The organism is Dietzia sp. Cai40 (assembly GCF_014145165.1).
In the GTDB taxonomy this organism is placed as follows: Bacteria; Actinomycetota; Actinomycetes; order Mycobacteriales; family Mycobacteriaceae; genus Dietzia; species Dietzia natronolimnaea.
The window spans coordinates 1-14,755 of sequence record NZ_JAALEB010000065.1 but is presented as its reverse complement, the minus strand read 5'-3'; the positions used below and the strand labels follow the sequence as shown (position 1 = coordinate 14,755).

Sequence of the window (14,755 nt, the reverse complement as noted above, 5' to 3'; positions counted from 1 at the left end):
GTCGCCGACCCGTGCCTCCCGGACGGCGGTGGTGGGCTCGACGGGATCTCCGGTGAGCGCCTTGAGGATGAGCGAGCGCCGCGGGTGCACGTGCGCTTCCTCGGCGGTGAGCTCGCCGCGGTCGACGAGCGACTGGACGAAGGTGTCGTCCTTGGTGATCTGCGTGAGGACGTCGTCGCGGAGCAGGTAGGCGCGCGAGTCGCCGACGTGGAGCAGTCCCATGCGCCGGCCGTCGAAGAGCAGGGCGGTGAGGGTGCAGCCCATGCCCTCGGCCTCGGGATGCGCCTCGACGTGCGCGGCGATCGCCTGGTTGCCCTCGTGCATTGCCCGGCTGAGCGCGCCGGCGAGGTCCGACCCCGGTTGGTCCTCGTCGAGCTTGGCCAGGGTCGCGACCATGATCTGGCTGGCCAACTCGCCCGCGGCGTGGCCACCCATGCCGTCGGCCAGCACGAGGACCCGGGGCGCGGCGTACGCGGAGTCCTCGTTGTTGTCCCGCACCATCCCCGTGTGGGAGCGGGCGGCGTAACTGAGCGCGGGGGTCACGCGCGCAGCTCGATCACGGTCTTGCCGATCCGGATCGGCGTGCCGGCGGCCACCTTGACCGGGGTCGTCACCCGCGTCCTGTCCAGATAGGTGCCGTTGGTCGAACCGAGGTCCTCCAGGAACCAGTCCGGCCCGTGGGGCGACAGCCTGGCGTGTTGGTTGGATGCGTAGTCGTCGTCGATCACCAGGGTGCACGAGTCGGCCCGGCCGAGCAGGACCGGCTGTTCGGACAGCGTGATGCGGGTCCCGGCGAGGGCGCCCTGGGTGACGACGAGGTGGCGGATCGCCTTGGTGCCGCGGCCGAGGAAGCCGCCCCGGCGCTCACCCTGGCCGCCCGACCGCATCCCGACGTTGCCGAAGACGTCGGTCTTCAGCGCCCGCAGGACGAGGTAGATGAACAGCCACAACAGCACCAGGAGGAGGCCACGCGAGAGTTGTAGGACGAGTCCCTGCACGAGTTCGGTCCTCCCCTCTCCGGTCAGGTCACCTCGGGCAACGTGTGATCGCCCCCGGAGGTTCCCGGGGGTCCATGCCTGTCGAGGCTAGTCGAACCGGACGGTTATCTCCGAGTGTCCGACGCGGATCACGTCGCCGTCCGCCAGCTGCCAGTCCTGAACGGGGCCCTCGTTGACCGTGGTCCCGTTGGTGGAGCCCAGGTCGGTCAGGACCGCCTCGCGGCCGTCGAACCGGATGTCCGCGTGCTGCCGGGACACCCCGGTGTCAGGGAGGCGGAAGGCCGCGTCCTGGCCGCGGCCGAGCAGGTTGGAGCCGCGCTGGAGGCGGAAGGTGCGCCCGGATCCGTCCTCGAGGTGCAGTGTCACCGTGAGCGAGGCCCGACCCTGGGTGATCTGCGTCGGGGCGTCGGACGGGCCACCCCAGCCGGTGTTCTGGCCTGCGGACCCGGACCGGGTGGCGACGGGGTAGTTGGAGGCGGGTGCCTGCATGGGGTTCTTCTCCTGACTGGCGCCCGGCGACGCGGGGGACGGCGACGACGGAGCCGGATGGCCCGGTGCCGGTGCCGGCGCGGCGGCCGAGATGTGGAACGGGACGGCGTCGGGGTCCACGACCCCGTTGATCCGCATCTGCCCGGTGTGCAGGTCGTCGCGTTCGACGAAGGTGACGGTGACCGGGCCGTAGGTTTCCCAGCCCTGCTCCGCGATGTGGTCCGAGAGATGGCGGGAGAAGGTCTTGACGGCCAGGGCCTCGTCCTCCGTGAAGGACGCGTAGTCCGACCGGGCGAGGGTGATGGTGTAGCTGTTGGAGACCAGCAGGTGACCGTCGACCACCTTGAGAGAGGCCTCGGACTGCTTCCGCAGCTGCGCCTCCACCTCGGCCGCCACCACCTTGCCGCCGAAGAGACGGGCGAAGGCGTCCCCGACCGCGCCCTGGAGTGTGCGTTCGAACTTGCCGACGATTCCCACGAGCGCCTCCTCTTCCCTGGTACGTGTCCGGACGTCCGGCCGCCGCGCGTGTCGGCGGCATCCGGTCGATCATAGAGGCGGGGGCGGCCCGAAGCACGTGTCCCGCATCCCCGGAGGTCGCGGGGTGAGGCTCCACCAGCGGATTGGTACGGCCGGTGTGGCGCGTGTTAACGTATTCGGGCGTTACTCGGGCGAGTGGCGGAATGGCAGACGCGCTGGCTTCAGGTGCCAGTGTCCTTCGGGACGTGGGGGTTCAAGTCCCCCTTCGCCCACCAGCCGAGTGCAGCCGAGGGTGCACCCGTGAGCCGGCCGAGAGGCCGGCTCTTCGCATTTCGGGCCGGGGAGTGGGGCGCGGGCGTTGCACACGTCACCTGAATCGGGTTCAATAATCGGCGTGACGTAGGCTCACGCGGAAGTTCTCCCGGAGGTCGGCGCCACCATGCCGACGGACCGGAGAGCAACGTCCTCATGGTGGACGGAGCAGAGATCACCCTCTCGCCCGCGCCACCCGTGAGCCCGCATCCCACAGCTCGGATCCCCATCGGTGCCCGACGCGATCAGCGGACGATCCCACCCCGGGTCCCGAACACGATGTAATGAACGGACATTGTCTGGGTCGGTGCACGCGCGTCGGCTCTCCACAACGCTGTCGAAGGAACCCCCACATGGCCTCGAGCCTCGAAGAGATCCCCGATATGACCCCGGAGACCGACATCCGGGACACCGCGGACGCCCCCTCGGTGATCGGCGTGGTCGCCGAGTCCGATCCCGCGGAGAGGCGGGTGGCCGCCACCCCGGCGACCGTCGCGAAGTTGATCGGCCTGGGCTACCGGGTCGTGGTGGAGAACGGGGCGGGAACGCGCGCCGAATTCTCGGACGCGGCCTACGCCGAGTCGGGTGCCGACCTGGTGGAGGGTGACGAGGCCTGGTCGAGCGACGTCGTGTTGAAGGTCGCGGTGCCCACGGAGTCCGAGGTGGCCCGGATGCGGTCCGGTGCGACCCTCGTGGGACTCCTGGCGCCCGCCCAGAACGAGCGGTTGCTGTCCGTCCTGGCCGAGCGCGGGGTCACCGCACTGGCGATGGACGCGGTCCCGCGGATCTCCCGGGCCCAGTCGATGGACGTGCTCAGCTCCATGGCCAACATCGCCGGCTACCGCGCCGTGATCGAGGCCGCCCACCACTTCGGCCGGTTCTTCACCGGACAGGTCACCGCGGCGGGCAAGGTCCCGCCGGCCAAGGTGCTGGTGGCCGGGGCTGGGGTCGCCGGTCTGGCGGCGATCGGTGCGGCCAGCAGCCTCGGGGCGATCGTCCGCGCCACCGATCCGCGGCCCGAGGTGGCCGACCAGGTGGGGTCGATCGGCGGCGAATACCTGCCCGTCGAGGTCCCGGACGAGGAGAAGGTCGTCTCCACGGACGGCTACGCCAAGGCCACCAGCGAGGCCTACGACCGCGCCGCCGCGGCCCTGTACTCGGCCCAGGCGGCCGACGTGGACATTGTCATCACCACCGCGCTGATCCCGGGCCGGGCGGCCCCGCGCCTGCTCACCGCCGCGGATGTGGCGTCGATGAAGCGCGGCTCGGTCATCGTGGACATGGCCGCCGCCCAGGGCGGCAACGTCGAGGGCAGCGTCGCCGACGAGGTCGTGGTGACCGAGAACGGCGTGACGATCATCGGGTACACCGATCTCGCCGGGCGCCTGCCCGCACAGGCATCGCAGTTGTACGGCACCAACCTGGTCAACCTCACCAAGCTCGTCACCCCGGAGAAGGACGGTCGGTGGGCGCTGGATCTGGACGACGTCGTCCAACGCGGGGTGACCGTGGCCAAGGGCGGCGAGGTCATGTGGCCGCCCCCGCCGGTTCAGGTCAGCGCCGCCCCCGCGGCGGCGGCTGCCGCTCCGCTCGAGCCGCGCGCGGAGAAGAAGAAGATGTCTCCCGGCGCCAGGCTCGGACTGATCGCCGTGGGCATGGCGGTGCTACTCCTGCTCACGGCCGTCGCGCCGGGTGACATCCCGCGCCACATCACCGTGTTCGTCCTGGCGATCGTGATCGGCTACTACGTGATCGGCAACGTCCACCACGCGCTGCACACACCGCTCATGTCGGTGACCAACGCGATCTCCGGTGTGATCGTCGTGGGCGCGCTCCTGCAGATCGGGATCGACAACACCGCCGGCCTGGTCCTGGCCACCATCGCGATCCTCGTCGCGTCCATCAACGTCTTCGGCGGCTTCGCCGTGACGCGCCGCATGCTCGGCATGTTCTCGAAGGGAGCCTGAGTAGATGTCACTCGTGACCGCCGCCAACGCGGCCTACCTCGTCGCCGCGCTGCTGTTCATCATGTCCCTGGCCGGCCTGTCCAAGCACGAGACCGCCCGTCGGGGCCTGAGCTTCGGCATCGCCGGCATGGCGCTGGCGCTCCTGGCCACCGTCGCGCTGGTGATCGACCACCAGCCCGCCACCATCGGGATCGTCCTCATGGTGGTGGCGGTGCTGATCGGCGCGACCCTCGGGCTGCTGCGCGCCCGCCGGGTGCAGATGACCGAGATGCCCGAGCTGATCGCCCTGCTCCACTCCTTCGTGGGCCTGGCCGCGGTGCTGGTGGGCTGGAACGGTTACCTCGAGCCCGAACTGCACGGTGAGCTCACCGGCTCGCTGCTGGACATCCACCACGCGGAGGTGTTCATCGGCGTGTTCATCGGCGCCATCACCTTCACCGGCTCGATCGTGGCCTACCTCAAGCTCTCGGGGAAGATGAAGTCCGCGCCGCTGGTGCTGCCGGGCAAGAACCTCATCAACGCCGGGATCCTGGTGGCGTTCATCGCGCTCACCGCGGCGTTCGTCATCAGCCCGGCACTGTGGATGCTCGCGCTGGTCACGGTGCTGGCGCTGGCCCTGGGCTGGCACCTCGTGGCAAGCATCGGCGGCGGCGACATGCCGGTCGTGGTCTCGATGCTCAACTCGTACTCCGGGTGGGCCGCCGCCGCGACGGGCTTCCTGCTCGGCAACGACCTGCTCATCGTCACCGGCGCACTGGTCGGCTCGTCGGGCGCCTACCTGTCCTACATCATGTGCAAGGCCATGAACCGGTCGTTCTTCTCCGTCATCCTGGGGGGCTTCGGCATCGAGGCCGCCTCGGGCGAGGGCAAGGACCACGGGGAGCACAGCGAGATCGACGTCGCCGGCGCCGCCGAGCTGCTGGCGGGCGCCTCGAAGGTGATCATCGCCCCGGGCTACGGCATGGCCGTGGCGCAGGCGCAGTACCCCGTCGCAGATCTCACCCGCACCCTGCGCGAGCGGGGCGTCGACGTCCGCTTCGCCGTGCACCCCGTCGCCGGTCGTCTGCCCGGGCACATGAACGTGCTGCTCGCCGAGGCCAAGGTGCCGTACGACATCGTGTTCGAGCTCGACGAGATCAACGACGACTTCGCCGACACCGACGTGGTCCTGGTGATCGGCGCCAACGACACCGTCAACCCGGACGCCGCCGAGGACCCGGGCAGCCCGATCGCCGGCATGCCCGTGCTCCACGTGTGGGAGGCCGCCGATGTGGTCGTGTTCAAGCGGTCCATGGCCGCCGGATACGCCGGCGTGCAGAACCCGTTGTTCTTCCGCGACAACACGCAGATGCTGTTCGGCGACGCCAAGGACCGTGTCGACGACATCCTGGGCGCGCTCAAGGAGCAGCCGGTCGGGGTGGGCCGCTAGAACCGGCCGGATAACCCGGTACGACGACGAGGAGGCGGTCCCACGCGGGACCGCCTCCTCGTCACTGTTCGGGTGGAACGGTCGATCAGGTTGACTAGGTCGAGGAGGTGGGCGGGGCCGCGGTGGCCGCCTCCGGCTCCTCTTTCCCTGTGACGACCACGGCGTCGGTGCCGAGCCCATCGCCCTCGAGGGCGTCCTGGAAGTAGGCCATCTCGCGGTGGTAGGCCTTGTCCAGGCCCTCCCGCTCGTCCTCCTCGGTGACCCGCAGGCCCATCGTCTTGTCCAGGACGAAGGCGATGAGCAGCGTGACGGTGAAGGAGTAGGCCAGCACCGCCGCCGTGGCCAGGGCCTGGGCCCCGAGCTGCCCGAACCCGCCGCCGAACAGCAGTCCGGCCTCGCCGACGGGGGAGGCGGGATCGGCGATCACACCGATGAGCAGCGTGCCGATGATGCCCGCGACCATGTGTAGCCCGGCCACGTCGAGCGAGTCGTCGTAGCCGAGGCGGTACTTCAGGCCCACCGCGTAGTGGCAGACCACGCCGCAGATCAGGCCGATCGCGATGGCACCGAGCGGGCTGACCGCGGCGGCGGCCGGGGTGATGCCCACCAGACCGGCCACGAGCCCGGAGGCCACTCCCAGAGTCGTGGGGTGCTTGGCGCGGACCTGCTCGGTGATCATCCAGGCCAGCGCGCCACACAGTCCGGCGACCACGGTGTTGAGCGCGGCCACCGCAGCCGTGTTGCCCGCGGCGACGGCGGAGCCGGCGTTGAAGCCGATCCAGCCGGCGAACAGCATGCCGGCGCCGAGGAACGTCAGGGGAACGCTGTGCGGTCTGCTGATCGTGGGGAAGCCGGTTCGTCGACCGAGCACGAGCACCAGCGCGAGCGTCGCGACACCGGCGTTGATGTGGATGGCGGTGCCGCCCGCGAGGTCGATGGCCCCCAGGTTGTTGGCGATCCACCCACCCGTGACCGACCCGTCGTCGGAGTCGAAGGCGAACACCCAGTGGGCCACGGGGAAGAACACCAGTACCGGCCACACGATGGCGAAGACCAGCCAGGTGGAGAAGCGCATACGGTCCGCCACCCCGCCGGCCACGAGGGCGACGGTGATCCCCGCGAAGAGCAGGAGGAACCCGGCGAACAGGGCGGGCGGCAGGCCTGGCGTCTCGGGCTCGGCCATGATGCCCCTCAGGCCCAGGTACTCGAGCGGATCGCCCAGCACACCGGCGCCCCCGACCGAGTCGCCGAAGGTCAGCGAGTAGCCGAAGAGGACCCACAGCACGGCCATCACGGCGACCGCGCCGATCGTCATCATCATCATGTTGAGCGTGCTGCGGATGCTGACCATGCCGCCGTAGAACAGGGCCAGGCCGGGGACCATGAAGGCCACCGCGACCATGGCCGCGAGCACCCAGGCGGTGTCGGCCGCCGCTATGGCTACGTCCATGTTTCTCTCTTCTCTGTGAGGCCACTCCCGGGCGGGGCGACGTGGGGACCGTGCGTTTCACAGTGTGATCCGGTGTTGCTTACTGGCAGGTACCGCGATCGTTTCCATTCGGTTACCGCCGCGGGGGCGAACCGCGCCCTGAGTCGAGAACGCAGCGAAGTACGCAGTTAGACGCGGCTTTTCGCCTGCCGAATCCCGTTACATCGCGGTAACCAGCCGCAGGTTTAACAGCAGTACATTATGACCACCACGCAGAAACCCTCGGATCAGGAGACGTCATGACAGTCACCGCAGACCCCTCCGTCGGGGTCGCCGACCGTGCGAACGGCGAGAGCAGGCGGTCGTCGTTCCCGACGCTCGACGCCGCCCGGGAGGCCGAGAGCGCGCCCGGCACCCTCGCCCGGATGGTCGCGGACACCGGGACGCGATTCGTCCTGGCCGTGTTCACCAACCTCCGGGGCAAGCCGTGCGCCAAGCTCGTCCCGGCCTCCGCGGTCGACCAACTGGAGGCCGGGGAGCTGGGCTTCGCCGGGTACGCCGCCGACGCGATCGGCCAACAGCCCAGGGACCCCGACCTCCTCGTCGTCCCCGACCCCCGCTCCTTCACCACCCTCGACTTCATCAAACCCGGACTGGCCCTGGTGCACTGCGACCCCTGGGTGAGCGGGGAGCCGTGGCGCTTCGCGCCGCGCGTCATCCTGGGACGGATGCTCGCGGACGCCGCGACCGACGGTCTCGAGCTCAAGGTCGGGGCGGAGGTCGAGTATTTCCTGGTCCGCAAGAACGCCGACGGGTCGCTGTGCACCGCCGATCCCAAGGACGACGAGTCCCACCCGTGCTACGACGCCCGGGGCGTGACGCGGATGTTCGAGCACCTCGCCGGGGTCTCGGACGCGATGAACGTGCTCGGCTGGGCCAACTACGCCAACGACCACGAGGACGGCAACGGGCAGTTCGAGCAGAACTTCGCCTACGACGAGGCGATGGTCACCGCCGACAGGGTCATGACGCTGCGCTACATCATCTCCATGCTGGCCGAACAGCGGGACATGATCGCCACCTTCATGCCCAAGCCGTTCTCCGACCGCACCGGATCGGGGATGCACCTGCACATGTCCCTCTGGCGCGACGGACACCCGGTGTTCCCCGCGGTCGGCGACGACCGGTACGGACTGGGGCTCTCGCCCACCGCGTACTCGTTCATCGCGGGCGTCCTCACCCACGCCGCCGGCATGCACGCGGTGCTGTGCCCCACCATCAACTCCTACAAACGTATTGGGGCGCGCACGACCGCGTCGGGGGCCACGTGGTCGCCCACCGACGCGACCTACGGCGGTAACGACCGCACGCACTACCTGCGCGTCCCCGACGGCAATCGCGTCGAGCTCCGGGGAGGCGACGGCTCGGCCAACCCCTACCTGGCCGTGGCGGTGCAACTGGCCGCCGGCCTCGACGGCGTGCGGCGGGAACTCGACCCCGGCGTGCCGGCCACGGTCGGCGAGGCCACCCACACCCTGCCGCCGACCCTGCTGCACGCCGTGGAGGAGATGGGCCGGGACGAGGTCGTCCGCGCCGCACTGGACATCGGTGGCGACGGGGTGGCCGCGTACTACGCCGACCTCAAGCGCGAGGAGTTCATCTCCTGGCACAACACCGTCACCCAGTGGGAGATCGACGAGTACCTCACCGCGCTGTGACGCGCGGCGGCGGCCCTGACGGCCGCCCGCCTCCACTCCCTCCACACCCTCACCTCGACCTCACCAGGAGAACCCCATGTGCGGCATCGTCGGACTCCACCTGCGCGACCCGGAGCTCGAACCCCGGCTCGGCGACCTGCTCACCACCATGCTCGGTGAGATGACCGACCGCGGTTCGGACTCGGCCGGAGTCGCCGTCTACGGCAACCCCGACTGGACCCCGGCGGGATCGGCCACCGTCACCGTGCTGGCGGACGGCGTCGACGCGCCGGCGCTGGCCTCGCGTGTCGGCACCCACCTGGGCTGCGAGGTGTCGGGACGCGAGCTGGGTGCCACCGTGCTCCTGTCCGCCGGGACCGACCCCGAGACCCTGGCCTCCGCCGTTCGAAGCGCGGTCCCGGAGGTGGTCCTGGTCGGCCTGGGCAGCGAGCTCGCCGTCCTCAAGGGCGTCGGCCTGCCGCTGAACCTGGCCGAGGGTTTCGGCCTACCGGGGGCCTCGGGATGGCAGGGCGTCGGGCACACCCGCATGGCCACCGAGTCCGCCGTCACCCCGGCCGGTTCGCACCCCTTCTCCGTGGGTCCGGACCAGTGCATCGTCCACAACGGGTCCTTCTCCAACCACGCCTCGGTGCGCCGCGAACTGGCCCGCCGCGACATCCACTGCGACACCCTCAACGACACCGAGGTGGCCGCTCGCTTCGTGGCGGAGCAGATCGCCCGCGGTGCGGAGATCGACCAGGCACTGGCAGAGATGGCCGGCGTCCTCGACGGCTTCTACACCCTCCTGGTGTCCACGGCCGAGGAGTTCGCGGTGGTGCGAGACCCGATCGCCTGCAAGCCCGCAGTGATCGCCGAGACCGACCGCTACGTGGCCATGGCCTCGGAGTACCGGGCGATGGCGCACCTGCCGGGCATCGACCAGGCGCACCTCTACGAGCCCGAGCCGGGCCGCGTGTACCACTGGCGCCGCTGAACCCCCGGCACCACCGCAGCACCGCAGCACCCCACCAGGAAGGAAGAACGATGACCGTCACGCCGGAACAGGCCTTCGCACCGCAGGAGCTCGGACCCCTCGGCGACGCGCCGACCACCGCCCCGCACGTGATCGACGTCCGGAAGACCGGGTTGCGCGAGACCAACCGGATCCTCCAGGACTCCGACGGCACCGGCAGATACCTGCTCACCGGTCCCAGGGGGGCGCACGCGCTCGCGGTCGGCCTGGAGAAGCCGGACGAGGTCGTGATCGACGGCCCCACCGGGTACTACACCGCGGGAATGAACGACGGCGCCCTCGTGACGGTCAACGGGAACGTGGGGGTCGGGGTGGCCGAGAACATGATGTCGGGGACGGTGCGGGTCACCGGGTCGGCCTCCCAGTCCGCCGGGGCGACGGCCCACGGCGGGCTGCTGGTGATCGAGGGGGACGCCGGCGCCCGGTGCGGGATCTCGATGAAGGGGGTGGACATCGTCGTCGGCGGTTCGATCGGCCACATGAGCTGCTTCATGGGGCAGGCCGGGCGCCTGGTCGTCCTGGGCGACGCCGGTGACGCCCTCGGCGACTCCCTCTACGAGGTCCACATCTACGTGCGGGGCCGGGTCGAGTCCCTCGGCGCCGACTGCGTCGAGAAGGAGATGCGGTCCGAGCACCACACCGAGCTCGGGGAGCTGCTCGACCGGGCGGGCGTCACCGGGATCTCGACCGCGGAGTTCCGGCGTTACGGCTCCGCCCGCACCCTCTACAGCTTCGACGTGGACAACGCCTCCGCCTACTGACCGCCCCGCCACCCTCCCCGACAGGAGCCAGACATGCCCTTCGACGGACACACCCGAACCGACCAGGCATCCCCCCCGCAGATCCCGACAGGAACCGTCGACCCGACCCTGCGCGAGTCCGCCACGTTCCCCCGTCCGGTGATCCACGAGATCCAGCGCGCCGCCGCGACCGGGATCTACGACATCCGCGGCTGGGGCGCCAAGCGCACGGTGCCGCACTTCGACGACCTGCTGTTCCTGGGCGCCTCGATGTCCCGGTACCCGCTCGAGGGATACCGCGAACGCTGCGGCACCGACATCACCCTGGGCACCCGGCACGCCTCGAGGCCCCTCCACCTGGACATCCCCGTGACCATCGCCGGGATGAGCTTCGGGGCCCTGTCGGCGCAGGCCAAGGAGGCCCTCGGTCGCGGGGCCAGCGCGGCGGGCACCTCCACGACCACCGGCGACGGCGGGATGACCGCGGAGGAGCGCGGCCAGAGCTCGAGGCTCGTCTACCAGTACCTGCCCTCGCGCTACGGGATGAACCCCGTCGACCTGCGCAAGGCCGACGCCATCGAGGTGGTCCTGGGACAGGGCGCCAAGCCCGGTGGCGGCGGCATGCTCCTGGGGCAGAAGATCTCCGACCGGGTGGCGCAGATGCGGACCCTGCCCAAGGGGATCGACCAGCGTTCGGCCTGCCGACACCCGGACTGGACGGGCCCCGACGACCTCGCCATCAAGATCCTCGAGCTGCGCGAGATCACCGGCTGGGAGAAGCCGGTGTACGTCAAGGTCGGCGCCACCCGCACCTACTACGACGTCAAGCTCGCGGTGAAGGCCGGTGCGGACGTGGTGGTCGTGGACGGCATGCAGGGCGGAACCGCGGCCACCCAGGACGTGTTCATCGAGCACGTGGGCATCCCCACCCTCGCCGCGATCCCGCAGGCCGTGCAGGCCCTCCAGGAGATGGACCTGCACCGGAAGGTGCAGCTGATCGTCTCCGGGGGGATCCGCTCGGGCGCGGACGTGGCCAAGGCCATGGCCCTGGGCGCGGACGCGGTGGCGATCGGGACGGCGGCACTGATCGCGCTCGGGGACAACGACCCCCGGTACGAGCAGGAGTACCGCGCACTCGGCTCGGCGGCGGGGTTCTACGACGACTTCCAGGACGGCCGCGACCCGGCCGGGATCTCCACCCAGGACCCCGAACTGGCACGTCGGCTGGACCCGGAGGCCGCCGGTCGGCGACTCGCCAACTACCTGCACGTGCTCACGATGGAGGCGCAGACCATCGCCCGGGCCTGCGGAAAGTCCCACCTGACCCACCTGGAGCCCGACGACCTGGTGGCGTTGACGATGGAGGCCGCCGCGATGGCGCGGGTGCCGTTGGCCGGGACCGACTGGATCCCCGGCCGCGCGGGACGGGAACTGTAGGTGACCGTCGTGTCGGACGACCGGACCGCGACCGGGCCCGCGCCGGCGACGGGTGCCCACTTCCACCGCGACGAGACGATGACTACCGTCGAGGGCATGGGAGTCGGCCGGGATGACGCGCGGAGGGTCGTCCACCAGGCGACGCCGCGTGAGCTCCCGGAGGACGTGCCCACCGGCAACGATCTCGAGCGCATCATCGGTTTCCACGTCCGCAGGCTGCGCCTGGCCGAGGGCCTGGGGGTCGCGGAGATGTCCCAGCGGATCGGCATCTCCAAGGCGATGCTCTCCAAGATCGAGAACGCGCAGACCTCGTGCTCGCTGAACATGCTCGCCAAACTCGCCACCGGCCTCGACGTCCCGGTGACCTCGTTGCTCCGCGGCGCGGACACCCGGCGTGACGCGGTGTTCACCCCCGACGGGCAGGGCGCCACGATCGTCGGCCGCGGCACGTCGGCGGGCCACGACTACGAGTTGCTCGGTGCGCTGCGGGGGTCCAACAAGCGCATCGAGCCGGTGCTGGTGACCCTGACCGCCGAGTCGGAGGCGCATCCCCGCTTCCAGCACCCGGGCACCGAGCTGCTCTACATGCTCTCCGGCGACATGATCTACCACCATGCCGAGTCCGAGTACCGACTCCGCCCGGGCGACTCGTTGCTCCTCGACGGCGAGGGCGTCCACGGCCCGGTGGCGATGCTCGAGCTACCCATCCGGTTCCTCTCGGTGACCGCCTACCCGGACGGCGTCGACGGCTGACCCGCCCGGTTCCGCGGAGCCGCGGCACCACCACTCACGACACCACCTCCTCCGGCGCCCCGTTCACGGCGCTTCTCGTCACAGCGCACAGCACACCGCGCCCCGTTCCCCACGCCCCACCGCGGCCGTGGCGCCCCCGTACCGTCCCCACCCTCCCGCACCCCGAGGAGCCCGTCATGACCACATCGGTCACCACCACCGTCACCTCGCTGATGTCCGCGATCGCGGGCGTCGGGACCGACCCGACGAGGGGCGGATACAGCCGCCCCGTCTACTCCGCGGCCGAGGTGGAGCTGCGCGAGTGGTTCCTGGCCGAGGCGGCCGCGCGCGGCCTGGACACCGAGACCGATCGCAACGGGATCATCTGGGCCTGGTGGAATCCGGCCGGCCATCCACTGGAGGGCGCGGTCGTCACCGGCAGTCACCTGGACTCCGTGCCCGGGGGAGGGGCCTTCGACGGCCCTCTCGGCGTGGCCTCGGCGTTGGTGGCGGTCGACCGTCTCCGGGCCCGGGGTCTGCGGCCGCGGCGGGCCCTGGCGCTGACCGTCTTCCCCGAGGAGGAGGGGTCGAGGTTCGGCCGGGCGTGCCTGGGATCGCTGCTGCTCACCGGGGCGATGGACCCGGCCACGGCCGCGGGACTGACCGACGACGACGGCACCACCTACGCCGAGCTGTGCGTGGCCAACGGGCTGGATCCGGCGCGCCTGGGGCGTGACGAGGAGGCGCTGCGGCGGATCGGCCGATTCGTGGAACTCCACGTGGAACAGGGCCGAGGTCTGATCGACCTGGGCAACCCGGTGGCGGTGGCCTCGTCGATCATCGGCCACGGGCGCTGGCGGGTGACCTTCACCGGCCAGGGCAACCACGCCGGCACCACGCTGTTGGCGGACCGCCGCGACCCGATGATCCCGGCCTCCCGCACCGTCCTCGACGTCCGCCGGATCTCCCGCGTGTACCGGGGTGCCAGGGCCACCGTCGGTCGGATCGTGCCCACCCCCGGCGGCACCAACGTCATCGCCTCCAGGGTCGACCTCTGGCTGGACGTGCGGCACCCCGACGACGCCGTGACCGCGCGGATCGTCCACGAGATCACGGAGGCGGCCTCGATGGCCGCCGCGCACGAGGGGTGCGAGAGCACGATCGTGCAGGAGTCGCTCAGCGGTTCGGTGTCCTTCGACCCGGTGTTCCGCGACCGACTGCTCGACGATCTGCCCGGCGTCCCCGTCCTGGCCACGGGGGCCGGCCACGACGCAGGTGTGCTGGCCGCGCACGTCCCCACCGCCATGCTGTTCGTCCGCAACCCCTCCGGGGTGTCGCATTCCCCGGAGGAGCACGTGGAGGACGCCGACGCCGAGCGGGGCGCCGAGGCCCTGGCCGACGTTCTGGCCGACCTGCTCACCTGCGATGACACCTCCGCGACCGACGCGTCCTGACCACCACGCACCACGAGAGAGTGATCCCCATGACCGGCACAGCGCACCCGACCGACACAGCTCAGCGGACCGACACAGTGAAATTCCTCGTCATCGGAGGCGGCCTCGAGGGGCTGTCGATCGCCTGGAACCTGACCGAGCGCGGCGAGACCGACGTACTGGTGGTGGAGAAGGACACCCTGTGTTCCGGGATGACCGGCAAGTCCAGCGGCATCGTCCGCTGCCACTACGGTTCGCCCACCATGGCGGCCCTGAGCTGGCACAGCATCCCGGTGTTCGAGAACGCGACCGAGCTGTTGGGCGACGACATGGCCTTCCGTCAGTGCGGCTACGCCGTGATCGTGGGCGAGGAGAACGTGATCCCGCTCCGGGCGAACGTGGCCATGCAGCAGAGCCTGGGAATCGAGACCGAGATCATCGCCCCGGACCGGATGGCGGAGCTGTGGCCCGGGCTGAACGTCGACGACGTGGCGGCGGCGGCGTGGGAGCCGCGCGGTGGTCGGGGCGAGGCGTACATGACCGGGATGGCCTTCGGCGCCGCCGCCCGCCGGCGTGGGGTCC

General features: G+C 70.7%; 13 protein-coding genes and 1 tRNA gene. 10 read left to right on the top strand and 4 right to left on the bottom strand.

Features of this window, described 5'->3' with window-relative positions; translation table 11 throughout:
• From G6022_RS03155 to G6022_RS17115, 3 genes are all read right to left on the bottom strand, one after another.
• The coding region (locus tag G6022_RS03155; RefSeq protein ID WP_182691001.1) for a protein phosphatase 2C domain-containing protein at window positions 1-543 on the bottom strand (543 nt) is incomplete at its 3' end.
• A complete protein-coding gene (locus G6022_RS03150) occupies window positions 540-998 on the bottom strand; it encodes an FHA domain-containing protein (protein WP_107747200.1) in 459 nt (152 codons plus the stop codon). The genes G6022_RS03155 and G6022_RS03150, both read right to left, overlap by 4 nt.
• Before the next feature lie 87 nt (window positions 999-1,085).
• Window positions 1,086-1,964: an FhaA domain-containing protein gene (locus tag G6022_RS17115; protein ID WP_182615848.1), complete on the bottom strand. Its 879-nt coding sequence runs from the start codon at window positions 1,962-1,964 to the stop codon at window positions 1,086-1,088.
• A gap of 189 nt (window positions 1,965-2,153) precedes the next feature.
• On the opposite strand from G6022_RS17115, the gene G6022_RS03140 reads away from it, so the two are divergent.
• From G6022_RS03140 to pntB, 3 genes are all read left to right on the top strand, one after another.
• Window positions 2,154-2,239, top strand: a tRNA-Leu gene (locus G6022_RS03140).
• A gap of 420 nt (window positions 2,240-2,659) precedes the next feature.
• Window positions 2,660-4,243 carry a Re/Si-specific NAD(P)(+) transhydrogenase subunit alpha gene (locus G6022_RS03135; RefSeq protein ID WP_182615856.1) on the top strand — a complete coding sequence of 528 codons (1,584 nt, stop codon included), beginning with the start codon at window positions 2,660-2,662 and terminating at the stop codon, window positions 4,241-4,243.
• Between the two features lie 4 nt (window positions 4,244-4,247).
• Window positions 4,248-5,672: a Re/Si-specific NAD(P)(+) transhydrogenase subunit beta gene (gene pntB / locus G6022_RS03130; protein WP_179524038.1), complete on the top strand. Its 1,425-nt coding sequence runs from the start codon at window positions 4,248-4,250 to the stop codon at window positions 5,670-5,672.
• Window positions 5,673-5,766: 94 nt separating this feature from the next.
• On the opposite strand, the gene G6022_RS03125 is transcribed toward pntB, so the two are convergent.
• Window positions 5,767-7,122 (bottom strand): ammonium transporter, encoded by a 1,356-nt coding sequence (locus G6022_RS03125; protein ID WP_182609419.1) that lies wholly within the window; start codon window positions 7,120-7,122, stop codon window positions 5,767-5,769.
• A 404-nt stretch (window positions 7,123-7,526) separates the two neighbouring features.
• Between G6022_RS03125 and glnT the strand changes: the two genes are divergently transcribed.
• The 7 genes from glnT to G6022_RS03090 all read left to right on the top strand — a co-directional run.
• The gene (gene glnT / locus G6022_RS03120; protein WP_241731029.1) at window positions 7,527-8,819 is read left to right on the top strand and encodes a type III glutamate--ammonia ligase; all 1,293 of its coding nucleotides are present in this window, start codon (window positions 7,527-7,529) and stop codon (window positions 8,817-8,819) included.
• A 76-nt stretch (window positions 8,820-8,895) separates the two neighbouring features.
• The gene (locus G6022_RS03115; protein ID WP_182639217.1) at window positions 8,896-9,792 is read left to right on the top strand and encodes a glutamine amidotransferase; all 897 of its coding nucleotides are present in this window, start codon (window positions 8,896-8,898) and stop codon (window positions 9,790-9,792) included.
• A gap of 50 nt (window positions 9,793-9,842) precedes the next feature.
• Entirely contained in the window at window positions 9,843-10,592 is a 750-nt protein-coding gene (locus G6022_RS03110; protein WP_182615846.1) for a protein glxC, read from the top strand.
• Window positions 10,593-10,625: 33 nt separating this feature from the next.
• The gene (locus G6022_RS03105) at window positions 10,626-12,008 is read left to right on the top strand and encodes an FMN-binding glutamate synthase family protein (RefSeq protein WP_241731028.1); all 1,383 of its coding nucleotides are present in this window, start codon (window positions 10,626-10,628) and stop codon (window positions 12,006-12,008) included.
• Window positions 12,009-12,104: 96 nt separating this feature from the next.
• Window positions 12,105-12,761 (top strand): XRE family transcriptional regulator, encoded by a 657-nt coding sequence (locus G6022_RS03100; RefSeq protein WP_182615852.1) that lies wholly within the window; start codon window positions 12,105-12,107, stop codon window positions 12,759-12,761.
• Between the two features lie 176 nt (window positions 12,762-12,937).
• Entirely contained in the window at window positions 12,938-14,194 is a 1,257-nt protein-coding gene (locus G6022_RS03095) for an allantoate amidohydrolase (RefSeq protein WP_182615845.1), read from the top strand.
• Between the two features lie 29 nt (window positions 14,195-14,223).
• A partial coding sequence (locus G6022_RS03090) for an FAD-dependent oxidoreductase (protein ID WP_182690999.1) occupies window positions 14,224-14,755 on the top strand: 532 nt, incomplete at its 3' end.

What these genes read in the sequence shown, in the direction of transcription:
- glnT (WP_241731029.1), top strand. Translation starts at nt 7,527, where the DNA reads ATGGTCGCGGACACCGGGACGCGATTCGTCCTGGCCGTGTTCACCAAC.
- G6022_RS03110 (WP_182615846.1), top strand. Translation starts at nt 9,843, where the DNA reads ATGACCGTCACGCCGGAACAGGCCTTCGCACCGCAGGAGCTCGGACCC.
- G6022_RS03115 (WP_182639217.1), top strand. Translation starts at nt 8,896, where the DNA reads ATGTGCGGCATCGTCGGACTCCACCTGCGCGACCCGGAGCTCGAACCC.
- G6022_RS03125 (WP_182609419.1), bottom strand. Translation starts at nt 7,122, where the DNA reads ATGGACGTAGCCATAGCGGCGGCCGACACCGCCTGGGTGCTCGCGGCC.
- pntB (WP_179524038.1), top strand. Translation starts at nt 4,248, where the DNA reads ATGTCACTCGTGACCGCCGCCAACGCGGCCTACCTCGTCGCCGCGCTG.
- G6022_RS03095 (WP_182615845.1), top strand. Translation starts at nt 12,938, where the DNA reads ATGACCACATCGGTCACCACCACCGTCACCTCGCTGATGTCCGCGATC.
- G6022_RS03100 (WP_182615852.1), top strand. Translation starts at nt 12,105, where the DNA reads ATGGGAGTCGGCCGGGATGACGCGCGGAGGGTCGTCCACCAGGCGACG.
- G6022_RS03135 (WP_182615856.1), top strand. Translation starts at nt 2,660, where the DNA reads ATGACCCCGGAGACCGACATCCGGGACACCGCGGACGCCCCCTCGGTG.
- G6022_RS03105 (WP_241731028.1), top strand. Translation starts at nt 10,626, where the DNA reads ATGCCCTTCGACGGACACACCCGAACCGACCAGGCATCCCCCCCGCAG.